The sequence below is a fragment of the Amycolatopsis lurida genome (assembly GCF_900105055.1).
GTDB classification, from domain to species: Bacteria; Actinomycetota; Actinomycetes; order Mycobacteriales; family Pseudonocardiaceae; genus Amycolatopsis; species Amycolatopsis lurida.
On record NZ_FNTA01000004.1, the window covers coordinates 922,664 to 942,460 of the forward strand.

15 protein-coding genes and 1 riboswitch are annotated in these 19,797 nt (G+C 68.4%); of the genes, 8 read left to right on the forward strand and 7 right to left on the reverse strand.

The features are described 5' to 3' along the window. Nucleotides 1-6 precede the first annotated feature (6 nt). The 7 genes from BLW75_RS09435 to BLW75_RS09465 all read right to left on the reverse strand — a co-directional run bounded on the left by BLW75_RS09435 (nt 7) and on the right by BLW75_RS09465 (nt 8,472). Nucleotides 7-1,605 (reverse strand): acyl-CoA carboxylase subunit beta, encoded by a 1,599-nt coding sequence (locus BLW75_RS09435; protein WP_034311867.1) that lies wholly within the window; start codon nt 1,603-1,605, stop codon nt 7-9. Further along, nucleotides 1,602-2,750: an acyl-CoA dehydrogenase family protein gene (locus BLW75_RS09440; protein WP_034311865.1), complete on the reverse strand. Its 1,149-nt coding sequence runs from the start codon at nt 2,748-2,750 to the stop codon at nt 1,602-1,604. The genes BLW75_RS09435 and BLW75_RS09440 overlap by 4 nt, the downstream gene beginning before the upstream one ends. Continuing rightward, entirely contained in the window at nt 2,747-4,438 is a 1,692-nt protein-coding gene (locus BLW75_RS09445) for an acyclic terpene utilization AtuA family protein (protein WP_034311863.1), read from the reverse strand. Before BLW75_RS09445 ends, BLW75_RS09440 begins: the two co-directional genes overlap by 4 nt. Next, entirely contained in the window at nt 4,435-5,229 is a 795-nt protein-coding gene (locus BLW75_RS09450; protein ID WP_034311862.1) for a TIGR03084 family metal-binding protein, read from the reverse strand. The genes BLW75_RS09445 and BLW75_RS09450 overlap by 4 nt, the downstream gene beginning before the upstream one ends. An 81-nt stretch (nt 5,230-5,310) precedes the next feature. Beyond that, complete coding sequence (locus tag BLW75_RS09455; RefSeq protein WP_034311860.1) at nt 5,311-6,006, reverse strand: TetR/AcrR family transcriptional regulator; 696 nt, start codon at nt 6,004-6,006, stop codon at nt 5,311-5,313. Beyond that, nucleotides 5,990-7,237: an FAD-dependent monooxygenase gene (locus BLW75_RS09460; RefSeq protein ID WP_241783587.1), complete on the reverse strand. Its 1,248-nt coding sequence runs from the start codon at nt 7,235-7,237 to the stop codon at nt 5,990-5,992. The genes BLW75_RS09455 and BLW75_RS09460 overlap by 17 nt, the downstream gene beginning before the upstream one ends. Before the next feature lie 374 nt (nt 7,238-7,611). Further along, nucleotides 7,612-8,472 (reverse strand): NAD(P)-dependent oxidoreductase, encoded by an 861-nt coding sequence (locus BLW75_RS09465; protein WP_034311857.1) that lies wholly within the window; start codon nt 8,470-8,472, stop codon nt 7,612-7,614. Nucleotides 8,473-8,522: 50 nt separating this feature from the next. Between BLW75_RS09465 and BLW75_RS09470 the strand changes: the two genes are divergently transcribed. The 8 genes from BLW75_RS09470 to BLW75_RS09505 all read left to right on the forward strand — a co-directional run bounded on the left by BLW75_RS09470 (nt 8,523) and on the right by BLW75_RS09505 (nt 19,660). Further along, nucleotides 8,523-8,915: a MerR family transcriptional regulator gene (locus BLW75_RS09470; protein WP_034311855.1), complete on the forward strand. Its 393-nt coding sequence runs from the start codon at nt 8,523-8,525 to the stop codon at nt 8,913-8,915. Then, a complete protein-coding gene (locus BLW75_RS09475; RefSeq protein ID WP_034311854.1) occupies nt 8,912-9,382 on the forward strand; it encodes a tetratricopeptide repeat protein in 471 nt (156 codons plus the stop codon). Before BLW75_RS09470 ends, BLW75_RS09475 begins: the two co-directional genes overlap by 4 nt. Before the next feature lie 41 nt (nt 9,383-9,423). After that, complete coding sequence (locus tag BLW75_RS09480) at nt 9,424-10,263, forward strand: enoyl-CoA hydratase-related protein (protein ID WP_034311852.1); 840 nt, start codon at nt 9,424-9,426, stop codon at nt 10,261-10,263. Next, nucleotides 10,260-10,868: an acetoacetate decarboxylase family protein gene (locus BLW75_RS09485; protein ID WP_034311851.1), complete on the forward strand. Its 609-nt coding sequence runs from the start codon at nt 10,260-10,262 to the stop codon at nt 10,866-10,868. Before BLW75_RS09480 ends, BLW75_RS09485 begins: the two co-directional genes overlap by 4 nt. Nucleotides 10,869-11,090: 222 nt before the next feature. Beyond that, the gene (locus tag BLW75_RS09490) at nt 11,091-14,075 is read left to right on the forward strand and encodes a ribonucleoside-diphosphate reductase subunit alpha (RefSeq protein WP_034311849.1); all 2,985 of its coding nucleotides are present in this window, start codon (nt 11,091-11,093) and stop codon (nt 14,073-14,075) included. A gap of 73 nt (nt 14,076-14,148) precedes the next feature. Beyond that, nucleotides 14,149-15,225 (forward strand): ribonucleotide-diphosphate reductase subunit beta, encoded by a 1,077-nt coding sequence (locus BLW75_RS09495; protein ID WP_091597237.1) that lies wholly within the window; start codon nt 14,149-14,151, stop codon nt 15,223-15,225. Between the two features lie 255 nt (nt 15,226-15,480). Beyond that, a riboswitch (cobalamin riboswitch) is annotated at nt 15,481-15,703 on the forward strand. Nucleotides 15,704-15,802: 99 nt separating this feature from the next. Then, nucleotides 15,803-18,076 (forward strand): 5-methyltetrahydropteroyltriglutamate--homocysteine S-methyltransferase, encoded by a 2,274-nt coding sequence (metE, locus tag BLW75_RS09500; protein WP_034311848.1) that lies wholly within the window; start codon nt 15,803-15,805, stop codon nt 18,074-18,076. A 138-nt stretch (nt 18,077-18,214) separates the two neighbouring features. Next, nucleotides 18,215-19,660: a cytochrome P450 gene (locus BLW75_RS09505; RefSeq protein ID WP_167373483.1), complete on the forward strand. Its 1,446-nt coding sequence runs from the start codon at nt 18,215-18,217 to the stop codon at nt 19,658-19,660. Nucleotides 19,661-19,797: the final 137 nt, after the last annotated feature.

Below are 19,797 nucleotides of genomic sequence, written 5' to 3' on the forward strand. Positions count from 1 at the left end.
CTCCCGTCACATCCTGAAGACGCCGAAGCCTTCGGCGCCCTTCACCGGTCCATTGTGGATCACGGACAGGCTGAGCCCGAGCACCGTGCGGGTGTCGCGGGGATCGATGATCCCGTCGTCGTAGAGCATCCCGGAGAGGAACATCGGCATCGACTCCGCTTCGATCTGACCCTCCACCATGGCGCGCATGGCGGCGTCGTGCTCCTCGTTGTACTCCTGCCCGCGCGACGCGGCGGCGGCACGGGCCACGATGGACAGCACGCCCGCCAGCTGCTGCGGTCCCATGACCGCGGATTTCGCACTGGGCCAGGCGAACAGGAACCGGGGATCGTAGGCACGACCGCACATGCCGTAATGCCCGGCACCGTACGAGGCGCCCATGAGCACCGACAGATGCGGGACCTTCGAGTTCGACACGGCGTTGATCATCATCGCGCCGTGTTTGATGATGCCGCTCTGCTCGTATTCCTTGCCGACCATGTAGCCGGTGGTGTTGTGCAGGAAGACCAGCGGCGTGTCGATCTGGTTGGCCAGTTGGATGAACTGCGCGGCCTTCTGCGACTCCTCGCCGAACAACACACCCTGCGCGTTGGCCAGGATGCCGACCGGGTAACCGTGGATACTCGCCCAGCCGGTGGCGAGACTGCTGCCGTACAAGGGTTTGAACTCGTCGAAGTCCGAACCGTCGGCGACCCTGGCGATCACCTCGCGCGGGTCGAACGGCACCTTGAGGTCGGTGGGCACGATGCCGAGCAGGTCTTCCGCGGAGTACAACGGCTCCGCGTAGTCCGGCTTGGGCGTCGGGCCCTGTTTGGTCCAGTTGAGCCGTTTGACGATGCTGCGGCCGAGCCGGATCGCGTCCTCTTCGTCGGCCGCGAGGTAGTCGGCGAGACCGGAGGTGCGGGCGTGCATCTCGGCACCGCCGAGCGATTCGTCGTCGGACTCCTCACCGGTGGCCATCTTGACCAGTGGCGGCCCGCCGAGGAACACCTTCGCCCGTTCCTTGACCATCACGACGTAGTCCGACATGCCGGGCAGGTACGCACCGCCCGCGGTCGAGTTGCCGAACACCAGGGCGATCGTGGGCACCTTCGCCGCCGACGAGCGCGTGATGTCGCGGAAGATCCGGCCGCCGGGAATGAAGATCTCCTTCTGCGTCGGCAGATCCGCTCCGCCCGACTCGACGAGGTTGATCACCGGCAGGCGGTTCTGCGCGGCGATGTCCGCGGCGCGGTAGCTCTTCTTGGCCGTCCACGGGTTGCTCGCCCCGCCTTTGACCGTCGGGTCGCTCGCCGAGATCATGCATTCGACGCCTTCGACGACGCCGATCCCGGTGATCACGCTGGCACCGACCTGGTAGTCCGAACCCCAGGCCGCCAGCGGTGACAGCTCCAGGAACGGCGAGTCCTCGTCGAGGAGGAGTTCGATCCGTTCACGGGCCAGCAGCTTGCCGCGTTTGCGGTGGCGGGCGACGTACTTCTCGCCGCCGCCCGCGATCGCCTTGGCGTGCTCGCCGTCGATCTCGGCCAGCTTGCCGAGCATGGACTCGCGGTTGGTGGCGAACTCTTCGCTCCGCGTGTCCACAGCAGACCTGATCGTGCTCATGCGGTGTATCCCAATCGCTTCGCGGCCAAGCCGGTGAGGATCTCGTTGGTCCCGCCGCCGATACCGAGGATGCGCACGTCACGGTAGTGACGCTCCACTTCGGACTCCCGCATGTAGCCGAGTCCGCCGTGCAGCTGCACGGCCTCGTTGACCACCCACTCGGCGGTCTCGACGGCGGTGTTCTTCGCGAAACAGGCTTCGGCGATGACCTCTTCGCCCGCGACGTGCCGCAGGGCGACCTGCCGGGTGTAGCTGCGCGCGACGTCGATCTTGCGGGCCATCTCGGTGAGTTTGTGCTGCACCAGCTGACGGGAGATCAGCGGACGGCCGAAGGTCTCGCGCAGGCGGCACCAGTCCAGCGTCAGGTCCAGCGCCCGCTGCGCGTGCGCGTAGCCCTGCACCGCCAGCGAGACCCGCTCGGTGACGAACTGGGTGGCGACCTGCGCGAAACCGCTGTTCTCGGCGCCGACAAGGTTTTCGGCGGGCACGCGGACATCCACATAGGACAGCTCGGCGGTGTCCGAGCAGAGCCAGCCCATCTTCTCCAGCTTGCGGGAGACGGTGAAGCCCGGCGTACCGCGTTCGACGACGATGAGCGAGATCCCGTGGGCGCCCGCCTCACCGGTGCGGACGACGGTGGTCACGAAGTCGGCGCGGCAGCCCGAGGTGATGAAGGTCTTGGCGCCGTTGATGACGTACTCGTCGCCCTCGCGCACCGCGGTGGTGCGAATCCCGGCGACGTCGGAGCCGCCGTCGGGTTCGGTGACCGCGAGCGAGCCGATCTTGTGGCCTTCCAACGTCGGCCGGACCCAGCGTTCGATCTGCACCGGATCCCCGGCCGCCGCGATATGCGGGACGGCGATGCCGCAGGTGAACAGCGAGGCGAACAAGCCGCCGGAACCACCCGCGTAGTGCAGTTCCTCGGCGATGACCACCGCGTCGAGGTAGTCGCCGCCTCCGCCACCGACTTCTTCGGGAAAGCCGACGCCGAGCAGCCCGAGTTCCCCGGCCTTGCGGTGCAGGTCGCGGGGCAGCTCGCCCTCGCGCTCCCAGTCTTCGAGGTGGGGCAGGATCTCGGTTTCGGCGAACCGACGCACGGTCTTGCGCAGTTCGGCGCGTTCCGGCGTGAAGAAGGGGTCGGTCACAGAAGGGCCTCCGGGATGTCGATCTCGCGGGAGCGCAGCCATTCCCCGAGCGCCTTCGCCTGCGGGTCGAACCGCGCCTGCGACGCGACGCCCTCACCGAGGATGCCTTCGACGACGAAGTTGATCGCCCGCAGGTTCGGCAGGAGATGCCGCCGGACCTCGAGGTCCGCGGTCTCCGGGAGCAGCAGTTTGAACTCGGTGACGGTGAGCCGGTGCGCGAGCCAGCGCCACGCCTCGTCGGAACGTGCCCAGACACCGACGTTCGCGTTGCCGCCCTTGTCACCGCTGCGGGCACCGATCACCCTTCCCAGCGGTGCCCGGCGGACCTGCGCCTGGGTGAACGGCGCGGGCGGCCGGTCTTCGTCCACATCGGACAGTGGCAGCGTTTCGGCGGCGGGCGCGATGTCGCGGCGTGTCCCGTCCGGCAGGACGGCCACGTGCGGAACCTCGTGCGCGTCGACGAAAGCGGGGCGGTACACGCCATAGGGCGAGGCGGCCGCGGGCGGCGCGGTGACATGGAAACCCGGGTAGCTCGCCAACGCGAGCTCGATCGCCGCGCCGCTGAAGGCGCGCCCGGCGACCTCCGGATCGGCGTCCTTCACCGCGACGTGCAGCAGAGCGCTCGCCTGCTGCTCGGTTTCGGCGTCGGGACGGTCGGTGCGGGCAAGGGTCCACTGGACGTCCGCCGGCGGCTTGACCTTGAGCGCGCCTTCAAGCTGTTCCTTGACTAGCGCGGCCTTCGCCTCGATGTCGAGTCCGGTGAGGACGAACGTCGTCTCGTTGCGGAAACCGCCGAGCCCGTTCAGGCAGACCTTGAGCGTCGGAGGCGGCGGTTCTCCGGTGACGCCGCTGATCCGGACACGGTCCGGGCCGTCCTCGGCGAGCGTCAGAGTGTCGAACCGCGCGGTGACGTCCGGCCCGGCGTAGCGGGCGCCGGTGATCTCGTAGAGCAGTTGTGCCGTAACGGTTCCGGCGTTCACCACACCGCCGGTGCCAGGGTGTTTGGTGATCACGCTGGAGCCGTCGGCGGAGATCTCGGCGATCGGGAACCCCGGGACGCCGATCTCGTGCTCGGTGAAGAAGGCGTAGTTGCCGCCGGTGGCCTGCGTACCGCATTCGATCACGTGCCCGGCCGCGACCGCGCCCGCCAGCGCGTCGTAGTCGTCGCGGGCCCAGCCGAAGTGCGCGGCTGCCGGGCCGACGATCACCGACGCGTCGGTGACGCGTCCCGTCACCACGATGTCGGCGCCCGCGTTCAGGCATTCCGCGATCCCCCACGCGCCGAGGTAGGCGTTGGCGGTCAAGGTCTTGCCGAAGCCGAGCTCTTCCGCGCGCTGGACGAGATCGTCGCCCTCGACGTGGGCGATCGCGACGTCGACACCGAGTTTCGCGGCAAGCTCACGAAGGGCGTCCGCGAGGCCGGCGGGGTTGAGCCCACCGGCGTTCGCCACGATCTTGACGCCCTTTTCCTTCGCCAGCGCGAGATTCTGTTCCATCTGGCGCAGGAAGGTCTTGGCGTAGCCGCGGTTCGGGTCCTTCATCCGGTCCCGGCCGAGGATGAGCATGGTCAGCTCGGCCAGGTAGTCGCCGGTCAGCACGTCGAGCGGGCCACCGGTGAGCATCTCGTGGACGGCGGAGAACCGGTCGCCGTAGAACCCGGACGCGTTGCCGATCCTGATCGGGGTCACGCGAACTGCCCCGGTTTCCGCCCGGCACCGGGAGGCCCGGCGAAGGCCTGCGCGATCCCGAGCCATTCCTCCACGTCCTTGCCCGTGGCGACCAGGTCGGTGTCGGCGGGATGACGCCGCTGGGTGATGACGAGGCAGAAGTCGACCGCGCTCCCGGTGAGCCGCTGCCCGGCGTCCTCGGGGCCGAACGCCCAGGTGGTGCCGTCGGGCGCGGTCAGCTCGACGCGGAACTCTTCGGTGGGCGGCGCGAGCGAGTTGAGCTTGTAGGCGAAGTCGCGGGTGCGGGTTCCGAACCGGGCGATATGCCAGATCCTGGCCGTGTTCTCCCGCTCGAGGCCGAGCGCGTCGTAGACGTCCTGACCGTGCGCCCACGTCTCCATGAGGCGCGCCGTCACCATGGACGCGGCGCTCATCGGCGGGCCGTACCAGGGGATCTTCTGCCCGTCGGGCACCGCCGCGAGCGCGTCGGCGAGTTCGGCGCGGCCGGCGCGCCACTCCGCCAGCAGCTCACGCGGCGGCGTCTTCGCGCCCTCGGCGGCGCCGTCGTCGACGTAGGACTCGCCCGTCGCGAGCAGCCCTTCGATCTCGGTCTGCCACTCGGCCTCGGAGCCGCGCGCCGCGATCAACGCCTTCTTGTCCGTCCAGGCCAGATGAGCGATCTGATGGGCGATCGTCCAGCCCTCGGCCGGAGTTTTCCGAGCCCAGTCCGACGCGGGCAGATCCGCCACCACGTCGTCGATGGCCTGCGATTCCGCCGCGAGATCCCCAAGGATCACGCCCAGGTCAGCCATGCCCGCCTCCTCGCGTCACCCTCAGGCTGGCACCCCGCGTCGGAAAAATCAAGCACGCCTGATTGTTTTGTGGAGACGAGATCAGCCGGAGATGATGTCCAACGCGACGGAACGGCCACCGGCCAGCGAGTGGATGCCCTCTTCCGCCGCCAGCTTCACCTGCTCCGGCGTAGCCCGCTCGGGGCCGAGGAGGGCGGTGATGGCGGCGGCGAACACCCGGGCGGGATCGTCGACCGGCAGCCTGCTCGCGACCGAAGGGGCCGCTGTCAGGAAACCCGCGAGGAGCGCCTGCAACGCGAAGGCCTGATCGGCCACCTCCCAATCGGTCCTGGCGAGGTCGTGCCGCCGCCAGATGGGCAGGATGTGATGCAGGAACGCGCCCGCACCCAGCGTTTCGAGCAGGGTCGCCGACCGGGGGTCGTCGGCGAGAACACCGAGCAGGACGTCGTCGCCGGTCTGCAGCGCGTTGACGTACGGATGCCGGGCCGCGACCTCCAGCATGTTCGGGCCGAGCCGCGACGGCCGGGCCAGCTCGGGGTCCGCGGTGACCGCCGCGATGACCTCGTCGGCGAGCGCGATGAAATCGCGGCTGATCAGTCCGAGCAGCAGGTCTTCCTTGGTCTTCCAGTAGAGGTAGACGGTGCCCTTGCCGACGTGGGCCTTGGTGGCGACCTCCGCGATGGTGACGCCCTTGCTGCCCCGGCTCAGGAGCAGTTCGCCCGCCGCCGCCAGGATGCGTGCCGCCTTGGGCGAGCCGTGTTCAGGCAGTTCCGCCAACAGTGGTCCTTTCCGGTAGCGCGCCGACGATATCCGCATTCTTGTACAGCGCGATCTCGTCGAGCCGCATGATCCGGTCGGTCAGCCGTTTGCCGAGCTTGAAACGGCTCAGCACCGGCACCGCGCGCCGGAGCAGAAGCTGCAACCGGTTGTCCACGACGAAGATCTTCCGGTCGGCGAACGCGCCGTCCTGATAGTGGTCGACGTAAGGCCGCAGCGCTCGTTCCCATGCGGAGAGGGCGGTGCCGAGATCGCCGGGATGCCGCTCCAGCATGCCGCCGAGCAGATCGGCTCCGGTGAGCCCGGACGAGACACCCATTCCGGCGTAGAGCGTGACGCACCAGGCGGCGTCACCCATCAGGACGACGCGTCCCTGGTGCCAACTGTCGAGACGCACCTGCTCGACGGAGTCGAACAGGACATCGTCGGCGGACTCGAGCGCGTCGACGACGTCCCCGAGCACCTTTCCCAGCGGCCGCGGGCCGAACGCCGCCCGCACGCGTTCCGCGGGTGGCCGGGTGAACTCGGCGTCGACGTCGTCGGTGCGGTAGGTCAGCATGATCGTCGGGTCGTGGTCGGAGAACGCGAAGACCCACATCGAGCGGTCCGGTTCGAGCAGCGTGGCCCCCTGACCGGGAGCGAGACCGGCGGGCGTACCGGTGTACTGGAAGGCCGCGACCATGTAGCCCATCCGGCGCAAATGCCTCTCGTGCGGGCCGAACACCAGTGACCGCACCGTGGACCGCAGCCCGTCCGCGCCGACGACGAGGTCGAAGCGTTCGGTCGTCGCGGTGTTCGAAGCGGTGTCGAGCAAGGTGACGTCGACCCCGTCGGCGTCCTGCTCGATCGCGGACGGCACCGTCGAGTAGCGGATCTCCACATCGTCGGGAAGGACCGAGAAGGCGGCCTTCTCGATGTCGCTCCGCAACATCAGCCAAGGCTTGCCGGGCATGTCGGCGTAGGACATTCCCGGACGGCTGGAGCCGTCACGGGTGAGGTCGAGGCTTCGCGTCATCGAGGCACGGTCATGGACGGCGCCTGCCATGCCGAGTCTCCTCGCGGCGGCCTGCCCGGCGCCGAACAGCGCGACGAAGTAGCCACCGGAGCGCCTTTCCGGTGCTTTCTCGATCAGCACGGTTCGCCAGCCGGCCTTGCGCAACCGTGCCGCCGTGGCGATCCCGCTGACTCCCATTCCGACGACGAGTACCCGTCCCGCTTCGCTCCCGCTCATGGCTCCGAACATACTGACCAAAATGTTCAGTTGGTCAGTATGTTGCCCGCGTCACAGCCGTGTCGTCCGCCTGATCACGCGTGTCGCCCATCCAGTCACGCGTGTCGTCCGTCTGATCACACCCGCCGTCCGCCCAATCACGTGAAGCTCCCGGTTCGTTCCCCGAGAGGTGAGGCGAATGTGCCTGGCGGGCAGGCAGTCCGGTCGTGGTCTTTCGTCGGCGCTCATGTCGCGAAAGCCACTTCGGGACATCACACGTCTCGAAAGTGGCTTTCGCGACACGTCAACTTCGCCCCACCCCACGGAACCGAACCGGACGACACGCGTGATCGGACAGCCGGCACGCGTAACCCGGAAGCACCTCAAGACACGCTCTACTCCCCCGCCCGCTCGAATTCCCGGATCAGCACCGGGTACTGCTCCCCGCCGTGCCCGGCGGCGATCGCACGGTCGGCCATCGCCTTGATCAGCTTCGGCAGTTCGGCGTTGACGCCCAGCGCCTCGCTCTCCTCGACCATGTGCGCCATCGCCCGCGCGTCGGTCTCCAGCGCCGACACCTCGGCCGGGAAGGAATCCTTGTCGACCTGTTCGGCGTACCCGGGCAACCAGCCCGCCACCCCGACGGCGATCTGCTGCGCGAAGGGCGCGTACGTCGCGGCGTCGATACCGGCCGTCTTGAGCATCGCGGTGCCGTGGAGCCACGCGTTCAGGACGCTCCACATCATCGTCAGGCCGGCGACGTCGTACAGGGACGCCAGGCCGGGGTCCTCGCCGAGGTAGCTGATCGTGCCGAGAGCGCCGATCTCGAAATCCGGCCGCGGCCCGCTCAGCAGGATCACCGCGTCGGCGGTCCCGATCGCCGACGGGATGGCCATGATCGCGCCGTCGACGTACCGGGCACCCCGTTTCTCGGCCCAGGCGGCGGTTTCCCGCGCTTGGGCGGAGTCGCCCGAGGTCAGGTTGACCAGTTTCGTGCCTTCCAGCCCGGCGTCGCCGAGCAGTTCACGCACGGCGGAGTAGTCGGTGAGGCACAGGATCGTCACGCCGCCCGGGCCGAGCGCGTCGCCGATCGTGGGCGCGAGCCGCGCGCCTTCGGCCACGAGCGCGTTCGCCTTGGCTGCTGTCCGGTTCCACACGGTCGTGGGATGCCCCGCCTTCAGGAACGCGCGGGCGAGCGCGGTGCCCATGAGACCGAGGCCGACGACCGATACCGGGGTGTTCTCGTTGTCCGTCATGGCACGATCGTCAACGTTGATACCGGTATGAAGGTCAAGTGGGGAATGCGATGAAGATCGGTGAACTGAGTCACCGGACGGGCGTCAACGCCCACCAGCTGCGCTACTACGAAGCCCAAGGCCTCCTGGAGGCGAGCCGCGGCTCGAACGGCTATCGCGAGTACGACGAGACGGCTTTGCTGCGGGTGAAGCAGATCCGCCATCTGCTCGCCGCCGGCCTGTCGTCCGAAGACATCGCGTACCTGCTCCCCTGCGCGATCGGCGAGGAGCCCGAGCTGATCGGCTGTCCCGAACTGCTGGCCGCGATGCGCGAACGGCTCGGCCGCCTGGACGAGCAGATGGCCAAGCTGGCACGTTCGCGCGACGCGCTGGCCGACTACATCGCCGTGGCCGAGCGTGTCGGCGGCGAGACCTACCCGCCCTTCGACGGCGCCGCCGCGTGAACGAGGCGATCCGGCTGCGGGAGCAGGGCACCGGCGAGGCACGCCGGCGGTTGATCGAATTGGCCGAGGAGAACCCACGAAACGCCGTGATCGCCTACCAGACGGCCTGGGCCCACGATTCCGCCGGACTGGAAGCCGAAGCGGCCCCGTTCTACGAACAGGCGCTCGCGGGCGAAGGTCTGTCCACAGAGGACAGGCATGGGGTGTTCGTCGGCCTCGGCAGCACGTATCGCGTTCTCGGCCGGTACGACGAGTCGCTCGCGACCTTGCGGCGCGGTCTCGGCGAGTTCCCGGACGACGCGGCGCTGAGGACGTTCCTCGCGATGGCGCTCTACAACGTCGGCGAGGCGCGCGAGGCGGCGGGAACCCTGCTGAAGGTGCTCGCGGCGACCAGCGCCGACGACGGCGTCCAGCGGTACCGGCGAGCGGTCGAGTACTACGCGGACCATCTGGACGACGTCGAATGACCCTTATTGACACCTTGTCAACGTAGCCTTACTTTCACGTCATGAGCGCGTACGCCGAAATCACCTACGAGGTCGCCGACCGCATCGCGACCGTCACGCTCAACCGGCCCGAGGCCCGCAACGGCTACACCATCCGCATGGCCGACGAACTCGGCGACGCGATGGACCGGGCCGACCGCGACGAAGAGGTCCGGGTGGTGATCCTGACCGGAAACGGCAAGGACTTCTCGGTGGGCGCCGACCTCTCGCAGGGCGGTTTCGACTTCGACCCCGAGTCCGGGCCGGACGCGGCGTGGCAGGAGCCGGCGGGACGCTGCTCGAAACGGATCTTCACGATGAACAAGCCGGTGATCGCGGCCCTGCGGGGCGCGGCCGTCGGCGGCGGCATCACGATCACGCTGTCCTGCGACTACCGGCTGGCGTCCACGGATTCCCGGTTCGGTTTCGTCTTCGTCCGCCGCGGGATCTACCCCGAAGGCGCGTCCGCGTGGTTCCTCCCGCGGCTCGTCGGGATGGGAACGGCACTCGACTGGATGGTCAGTGGGCGTGTCTTCGGCGCCGAGGAAGCGAAAACCGCCGGATTGGTCCACAGTGTCCACGAGCCCGGGGAAGTGCTCGGCAAGGCGCGCGAACTGGCGGTCGAAATCGCCACGACCACGTCGCCGGTGTCGGTCGCGGTGACCCGGCAACTGCTGTACCGGATGGCGAGCGCGGAATCGCCGTTCCCCGTGCACGAACTGGACTCCAAGCTGATCGGCGGCCTCGGCTCCAGCCCGGACGCCGTCGAAGGCGTCATGTCCTTCCTGCAGAAACGACCACCGGAGTTCTCCATGCGCGTCGACACCGACCAGCCCGCCTACCTGCCCTGGCGGAACTCGTGACGGCCTATCCCCCGGAGCCCTGGAACCTGGCGGGCCAGGCCTACCTGTCGATCTGGCGTGTCCCGGTGAGCGAACTGCCCGAACTGCCCGGCGGCGCCGAGCCGATCACGCTGGGCGGCCGCGCCCACGTGTTCACCGCCTGGATCGACTACCAGGAGCCCGGGCAGCTCCAGTACCACGAGCTGCTGGCGACCGTCGCGGTCCGCGGCGAACGCCTCTCCAGCTCCATCACCGACATCTGGGTCGACAGCGAAGTCTCCCTCGCCGGCGGACGGGAATTGTGGGGGATCCCCAAGGATCTCGCCGCGCTCGACTTCGCCCACGGGCGGACCTTCACCGCCTCGGCGGCCACCCACGAGGACTGGATCGCGACGGCGGCCTTCACCGCCCGCCCGAGTCTCCCGGTGCGGATGCCCGCGGCCTTCGACGTCGTCCAAATGTTGGACGGCCGTCTCAAAAGAAGCCCCGTCCGAGCGACGGCGAACCCGCGCCCCGCGTCCGCGGACTGGCGGATCAACGAAGCCGGCCCGTTCGGCTTCCTCGCCGGTCAGCGGCCCGTGCTGAGCGCCTGCCTGCGCGACTTCAAGATCGTTTTCGGCGGTTGACCAGCCGCTCAGTGTGATCGTCTAACCCGCCAGGGTGAGCCGACGACACGCCACCCATTGGGGCACGTGCAGCCTCCGACCCCTACATGTAGTCTCTGGGAACCGGTACCGCCCAGCGACGGGGAGACCGCTCGGGAGCGGTTGCCGGACAGCTTTGTGAACGTGCAGCGCACGGCCTTGTGAGGCCTTGTGGTGCTTCAACGCGCCCTTTTGGAGTGACGCATGTCAGTGCTCGATTCGGAAACCGGTCAGCGGCCGCCCTCGTCCTCGGACACCAAGCCCGCGACCGTGCGAGTCATCCGGCGGGACGGCAGCGTGTCCCCCTTCGACGCGAACAAGATCTCGGTCGCCGTGACCAAGGCCTTCCTCGCCGTCGAGGGCGGTGACGCGGCCGCCTCGTCGCGGATCCACCACCTGGTCAAGGAATTGACGGAGCAGATCGAGACCACCCTGCTCCGCCACGCCGGTCCCGAGACCGCGCTGCACATCGAGCAGATCCAGGACATCGTCGAGCTCGCACTGATGCGCGGCGAGCACCACAAGGTCGCCCGCGCGTACGTCCTGTACCGCGATGAGCGCGCGAAGGCCCGCGAGGCCGAGAAGCCCGCGTCGTCCGACGTCGCCATCAGCGTCAAGACCGCCGACGGCTCGCTCCGCCCGCTCGACTGGGCCCGCGTCTCGCACGTGGTCGGCGAAGCCGTCGCCGACCTCGAGGACGTCTCGGCGGAGCCGGTCCTCGCCGAGGCCAAGCGCAACCTTTACGACGGCATCAGCGCCGACGAACTCGCCCTCGCCCAGATCATGGCCGCGCGCGTGCTCGTCGAGCAGGAGCCGAACTACTCCTACGTCAGTGCCCGGCTGCTCGCGGACAAGCTCCGCGGCGAGGCGCTCAGCTACCTCGCGGGCGTGCCGCAGCAGGCCAGCCAGGACGAGATGACCGCCCGGTACCCGCAGTACTTCCGGGACTACCTCAAGCGCGCCATCGAGCTGGAGCTGGTCAACCCCGAGCTCCAGACCTTCGACCTGGACAAGATCACCGCGGCCATCCGCGCCGAGCGCGACCTCGACTTCGGCTTCCTCGGCCTGCAGACCCTGTACGACCGGTACTTCCAGCACCACGACGGTGTCCGCTTCGAGCTGCCGCAGGCGTTCTTCATGCGCGTCGCGATGGGCCTGGCGATCCGCGAGGACGACCGGGAAGCCCGCGCCATCGAGTTCTACGAGCTGCTCTCGACGTTCCACTTCATGGCGTCCACCCCGACGCTGTTCAACTCGGGCACCACGCGTCCGCAGCTGTCGTCCTGCTTCCTGACCACGGTCGACGACGACCTGGACTCGATCTTCCAGGCCTACAAGAACAACGCGCTGCTGGCGAAGTACTCGGGCGGCCTCGGCAACGACTGGACCCCGGTCCGCGGTCTCGGCGCGCACATCAAGGGCACCAACGGCCAGTCGCAGGGTGTCGTGCCGTTCCTCAAGATCGCCAACGACACCGCGGTCGCGGTGAACCAGGGCGGCAAGCGCAAGGGCGCCGCCTGCGCATACCTCGAGACCTGGCACGTGGACATCGAGGAATTCCTCGACCTGCGCAAGAACACCGGTGACGACCGTCGCCGCACGCACGACATGAACACCGCGAACTGGGTGCCGGACGAGTTCCTGCGCCGCGTCGAGGCCGACGCGCAGTGGACGCTGTTCTCGCCGAACGAGACCCCGGACCTGCACGACCTCTACGGCAACGCGTTCGCCGAGCGCTACCGCGAGTACGAGGCCGCCGCCGAGCGCGGTGAGCTGAAGGTGTTCCGCAAGGTCCGCGCGGTCGACCTGTGGCGCCGCATGCTGACCATGCTGTTCGAGACCGGCCACCCGTGGATCACCTTCAAGGACCCGTGCAACCTGCGCTCGCCGCAGCAGCACGTGGGTGTCGTGCACTCGTCCAACCTGTGCACCGAGATCACGCTGAACACCACCACCGACGAGGTCGCGGTCTGCAACCTCGGCTCGGTGAACCTGCTCAAGCACGTCACCCCCGACGGCTTGGACACCAAGCGGCTCGAGAAGACCGTGCGCACCGCGGTCCGCATGCTCGACAACGTGATCGACATCAACTTCTACACGATCCCGGAGGCGCGGCGCTCCAACCTGCGGCACCGCCCGATCGGCCTCGGCCTGATGGGCTTCCAGGACGCGCTGTTCGAGATCGGTGTGCCGCTGTCCTCGGAAGAGGCCGTCCAGTTCGCGGACACCAGCATGGAGCACATCAGCTACTACGCGATCTCGGCGTCGACCGACCTCGCCGAGGAGCGCGGCCAGTACCAGACGTTCGAGGGTTCCTTGTGGAGCAAGGGAATCCTGCCGATCGACTCGCTGCAGCTCCTGATCGACGCCCGGCAGGGCGACGCGCTCGACGTCGACACCTCGTCCACTTTGGACTGGGCGCCGCTGCGCGAGCGGGTCAAGACCGTCGGTATGCGCAACTCCAACGTGATGGCGATCGCGCCGACCGCGACGATCTCCAACATCTGCGGCGTCGGGCAGTCGATCGAGCCGCTGTTCCAGAACCTGTTCGTCAAGTCGAACATGTCCGGTGACTTCACCGTGGTGAACCCGCACCTGGTCCGCTCGCTCAAGGAGCGCGGGCTGTGGGACGAGGTCATGGTGTCGGACCTGAAGTACTTCGACGGCAGCCTCGGCCAGATCGACCGCGTGCCGGACGACCTGAAGGCGCTGTACGCCACCGCGTTCGAGATCGAGTCCAAGTGGCTGGTGGACGCCGGTTCGCGTCGTCAGAAGTGGATCGACCAGGCGCAGTCGCTGAACCTGTACATCGCGGCGCCCAGCGGCCGCAAGCTCGACGAGCTGTACCGCTACGCCTGGCACAAGGGCCTCAAGACCACGTACTACCTGCGGGCGCGGTCCGCGACGCACGTGGAGAAGAGCACCCTGCGCGGCACCGACGGCAAGCTGAACGCGGTCTCGGCCACCCCGGCCCCGGCCACACCCAAGCCTGCCGCCCCGGCTCCGGCTCCCGCCGCTTCGCCCGCCCCATCGGCTTCCGCCGCGGTCCCGGCCGTCCCGGTGACCGCCCCCGCCCCGGCCGCCAAGCCGGAGCCGAAGGAGATGCCGCAGGTCTCGGACGTCGACTTCGTCGCCACCGACGGCGCAGCCTGCCGGATCGACGACCCCGACTGCGAAGCCTGCCAGTAATACGTCCTCGTGAGTGGTAAGGGCGGTTCTAACCGTCCTTACCACTCACGACGCCCTCTTGGAGTGAGCCTCTATGACCACCTTTGACGCCTCCACCGACGCCACCGGCCTCGGTGAGATCGAAGTCGGCGCCGCCCGCATCAACGTCGACGACAAGCGCATGATCAACGCCCGCGCCGACGTCAACCAGCTGCTGCCGATGAAGTACACCTGGGCGTGGGAGAAGTACCTCGCCGGCTGCAACAACCACTGGATGCCGACCGAGGTCGCCATGCAGGCCGACATCGCGCTGTGGAAGTCGCCCGACGGTCTCACCGAGGACGAGCGCACCATGCTCAAGCGCAACCTCGGCTTCTTCGCCACCGCGGAATCCCTGGTGGCCAACAACATCGTGCTCGCGGTGTACCGGCAGATCACCAACCCCGAATGCCGCCAGTACCTGCTGCGCCAGGCGTTCGAGGAGGCCGTGCACACGCACACCTTCCAGTACATCTGCGAGAGCCTCGGCCTGGTCGAGGGCGAGCTGTTCAACATGTACCGCGAGGTCCCGTCCATCTCGGACAAGGACGCGTGGGCGCTGAAGTACACGCAGAACCTGGAGAACCCGGACTTCGAGACCGGTACCCCGGAAGCCGACCAGAACTTCCTGCGTGACCTCGTCGCGTTCTACGTGATCTTCGAAGGCATGTGGTTCTACACCGGTTTCGCGCAGATCCTCTCGCTCGGCCGCCGGAACAAGATGGTCGGCATCGCCGAGCAGTACCAGTACATCCTGCGCGACGAGTCGATCCACCTGAACTTCGGCATCGACTGCATCAACCAGATCAAGATCGAGAACCCGCACCTGTGGACCGAGGAGTTCCAGGCCGAGGTCCGCACCATGCTCACCGAGGCGTGCGAACTCGAGGTCGCCTACGCCCGCGACACCATGCCGCGCGGCATGCTCGGGCTCTCGGCCGAACTGATCGAGCAGTACATGCACTTCATCACCGACCGGCGGGCGCAGCAGATCGGTCTCGCGCCGATCTTCGGCGAGACGGAGAACCCGTTCCCGTGGATGTCGGAGGCGATGGACCTCAAGAAGGAGAAGAACTTCTTCGAGACCCGCGTCATCGAGTACCAGTCGGGCGGCGCCCTCGACTGGGACTGACCCCGACCTCGCGACTCGCGTGCTCGAACACGTAACTCGCGTGATCAGACGCGTAACTCGCGTGATCAGACGGACGACACGCCGGGCGGCCTCCGCCCGGCGTGTTCCGTTTCCAGACACGCGAGTTACGCCCCCGATCACGCGAGTTCGCCGTTCAATCACGCGTGTCGTCCGTCTGATCACGTGTGTCGTCCATCTGATCACGCGTGGCGTCCGGTTCGTCACATGTCCAGCGGGCCACTAGCGCGCCTCGGTACGCTCCGGAGTGCTACTGGTTCGCCCGGCCACCCCGGCCGGTCGAGGTAACAGGGAACCCGGTGCGAATCCGGGACTGCCCCGCAGCGGTATGTGGGAACGAAAGCCGTCACCGTGCGAGACACGGTAAAGCACTGGGACATGGCGCCCCGGGAAGCGACGGCCGGTAGGAACGAGCGAGTCGCCCACGAGTCCGAAGACCTGCCCGTGGTACGCGCGCCGACGGCGTGCGTGAGTCCGGGCCTCGTGGGATGGGCACGACCGAACGGCGGTCACTCCTGCGCGCTCCTGGCTCTCACGACAAGCTCGCGAGGAGAGAGCTGTGACCGAAATCGGCACGACAGTGCTGGGCTACCCCCGGATCGGACCGGACCGGGAACTCAAGCGTTCACTCGAACGCTATTGGGCAGGCAAGATCGACGAGGCCGAACTGCTGGGCACCGGCCGCGCGCTGCGTACCCGGACCTGGCGGGAGCTCAAGGACGCGGGGCTGGATTCCGTCCCCTCCAACACCTTCTCCCATTACGACCAGGTGCTCGACACCTCCGAGCTGTTCGGTGCGCTGCCGGAGCGCTTCACGACGCTCGGTCTCTCACCGCTCGACACCTACTTCGCCGCCGCACGCGGGGTGCAGGACGCGCCCGCGATGGAGATGACGAAGTGGTTCGACACGAACTACCACTACATCGTCCCCGAACTCGGCCCGGACACGACGTTCTCGCTCACCGGAACCAAACCGCTCGACGAGTACCGCGAGGCCCGCGCGGCCGGCGTCGAGACCCGGCCGGTGCTGGTGGGCCCGGTGACGTTCCTGCTGCTCGCGAAGCCGTCGGAGACGGCCCCGGAGGGCTTCCGCCCGCTGGATCTGCTCGACGGCCTCCTCGACGGCTACGTCGAGCTGCTGCGCCGTCTGCACGACGAAGGCGTCGAATGGGTCCAGTTCGACGAGCCCGCCTTCGCCGCCGACCGCACCGAGCGGGAGCTCAACGCGCTCATCCGCGCCTACCATCGGCTCGCGAAGGAGACCGCGCGGCCGAAGCTCCTGGTCGCGGGCTACTTCGGCGGGCTCGGTCGCGGCTTGGGCGTGCTCGCCCGCTCCCCGATCGACGCGATCGCCGTCGACCTCATCACCGATGAGTCCTTTGTGGACGCCGTCGCCGCCGAGCCCGCCTTGCGGGACAAGGAGGTTCTGGCCGGTGTCGTGGACGGGCGCAATGTCTGGCGCACGGATCCGACCCGCGCGCTCAGCCGGGCGGCGACCCTGCTCGGCATCGCGAAGTCGGTCAGCGTGTCGACGTCCTGCTCGCTAATGCACGTGCCCTACGACGTCGAGCGGGAGAACGGGCTCCACCCGCGCCTCAAAGGCTGGCTCGCCTTCGCCAAGCAGAAGGTCGACGAGGTCGTCCTGCTCGGGCGCGCGGTGAAGGAAGAGGGGGTCGACCTCGCCGCCGCCCGTGCCGCGGCCGCGGATCGCGCGACGGCGGCCGATCTGGCCGACAGCGGGGTGCGCGCCCGGCTGGAGGCACTGCGGCCGGAAGACACCGTCCGCTCCCCCTACGCCCGGCGCGCGGCGGCTCAGCAGGCGGCGCTGGATCTGCCGCCGTTGCCGAGCACGACGATCGGCTCGTTCCCGCAGACCACCGATGTCCGCAAGGCGCGCGCCGCGCACAAGGCGGGTTCACTGGACGACGCGGGCTACGAGGCCGCGATGAAGGCCGAGATCGAGCGCGTCATCCGGCTGCAGGAAGACCTCGGCCTGGACGTGCTGGTGCACGGCGAGCCCGAGCGCAACGACATGGTGCAGTACTTCGCCGAGCGGCTGGCCGGGTTCGCGGCCACCGACTTCGGCTGGGTGCAGTCCTACGGTTCGCGCTGTGTCCGGCCGCCGATCCTGTACGGCGACGTCTCGCGTCCGGAGCCGATGACCGTCGAGTGGGCGCGCTACGCGCAGAGCCTGACCGGCAAGCCCGTCAAGGGGATGCTGACCGGGCCGGTGACGATCCTGGCGTGGTCGTTCGTCCGGGACGATCAGCCCCTGGGCGAGACCGCCCGCCAGGTGGCGCTGGCCATCCGCGACGAGGTGCACGACCTGCAGGAAGCGGGCATCCGCGTCATCCAGGTGGATGAACCGGCGCTGCGAGAACTGCTCCCGCTGCGTGCGGCGGCGCATGAGGCGTACTTCGCGTGGGCGGTTTCGTCGTTCCGGCTCGCGACGTCGGGGATCGACGACGCGACGCAGATCCACACGCATATGTGCTACTCGGAATTCGGCGACGTGGTCAGGGCGATCGACGCGCTCGACGCCGACGTCACCAGCATCGAGGCCGCGCGGTCGAAGATGGAGGTCGTCACGGACCTCGGCACGGCGGGCTTCGGCCGCGGCGTCGGGCCGGGCGTGTACGACATCCACTCGCCGCGTGTCCCCGGCGTCGATGAGGTCAGCGGACTGCTGCGGACCGCCGTCGGCGCCGTGCCCGCCGAGCGGATCTGGGTCAACCCGGACTGCGGCCTGAAGACGCGCGGGTACGCCGAGGTCGAACCGGCCCTGCGGAACCTGGTGGCGGCCGCCCTCGCGGTCCGCTCCGAACTGGCCTGACCGGTCCGTGAAGGCCTCCTTCCCTACCCCAAAGGTAGCGAAGGAGGCCTTCACGGAACTTCCATCGAGGTATTGTCAGGACGTCAACAAGGGTGCGATGGTGGACCGGTAACCGATCTCAGCGGGGAGATGGTCGCCATGGCGAACGCCGTCGAAAAGGTCACCGGGGCACTGCGCGAGCGGGTCCCGCCGCTCACCTCGATCCCCCTGCCGCGTTCGGTCGACCAGCGCTGGCTCGGCGCGACGTGGCCGGTCCGTGAACTCGCGCCCGCCCCGCCTGGCCTCAAACCCGTCCTCGGCGACGAAGGCCCGCCGGTCATCGGGCACGCGCTGGACTTCATGCGGTTCGGCATCGAATTCGGCCTGAAACGCTACGAGACCTACGGCCCGGTGTCGTGGATGGGCGCGTTCGGCCGCCGCATCGTCGCGCTCACGGGCCCGGAGGCCACGCAGATCGCGCTGGTGAACAAGGACAAGGCCTTCTCGCAGGAGGGCTGGAAGTTCTTCATCGAGCAGTTCTTCGACCGCGGCCTGATGCTGCTCGACTTCGGCGAGCACCACCTGCACCGCCGGATCATGCAGGCGGCGTTCACCCGCCAACGGCTCACCGGGTACGTCGACCAGATGGGACCCGCCCTGCGTGAGGGCGTCGCCGCGTGGGCGGACCGGCCGAACCCGCGGATCTACTGGTCCCTCAAGCAACTCACGCTCGACGTCGCGACGCGCGTGTTCATGGGCATGCGTTCCGGCGACGACGCGGCCGCGATCAACCGCGCGTTCGTGAACTCCGTGCGCGCGGGCACGGCCATCGTGCGCTTTCCCGTGCCCGGTGGCCGCTGGGCGGCCGGCCTGCACGGCCGCAAGGTCCTCGAGCGCTACTTTTCGGCGAACCTGCCGTCGAAACGGGCGAGCGACGGCGACGACCTCTTCACCGCGTTGTGCCACGCCACCACCGAAGACGGCGACCGCTTCACCGACGCCGACGTCGTCAACCACATGATCTTCCTGATGATGGCCGCGCACGACACGTCGACCATCACCAGCGCCGCCGCCGTCTACCACCTCGCCAAGAACCCCGAGTGGCAGGAACGCGCACGGCGGGAGTCCCTCGCGCTCGGCGACGCCGTGCCGGACATCGAGGCGCTGGAGACGCTGACGACGCTCGACCTGGTGATCAAGGAATCCCTGCGGCTGGTGGCCCCGGTTCCTTCCCTGACAAGGAAGACCGTGAAGGACACCGAGGTTCTCGGGCACTTCATTCCCGAAGGGACACTCGTCGGGGTTTCGCCCACCGTCAACCATTTCTCGCCGGAGCACTGGACCGACCCGATGCGGTTCGATCCGGACCGCTTCGGCGAGGCACGCCGCGAGGACAAGTCGCACCGCTACGCGTGGATGCCGTTCGGCGGCGGCGCGCACAAGTGCATCGGCCTGCATTTCGGGACGTTCGAGGTGAAGGCGCTGCTGCACGAGATGCTGCGGGCGTATCGGTGGTCGGTACCGGAGAACTACACCGCGCGCTGGGACTATGTCTCGCTGCCCGTGCCGGCCGACGGCCTGCCGATCCACCTGACGGCCCGCTGAAGCCGGACCGAACGGACACCCACTATCGAGTACTCTTGGTAACTTCCGGTCACCACTCGTGTAGCAGCGATCACCCTTTCAGCCGGTAGACACCCCGGATCGCGCATGATGCCGTGGCACTACACCCGGCCGGCTCA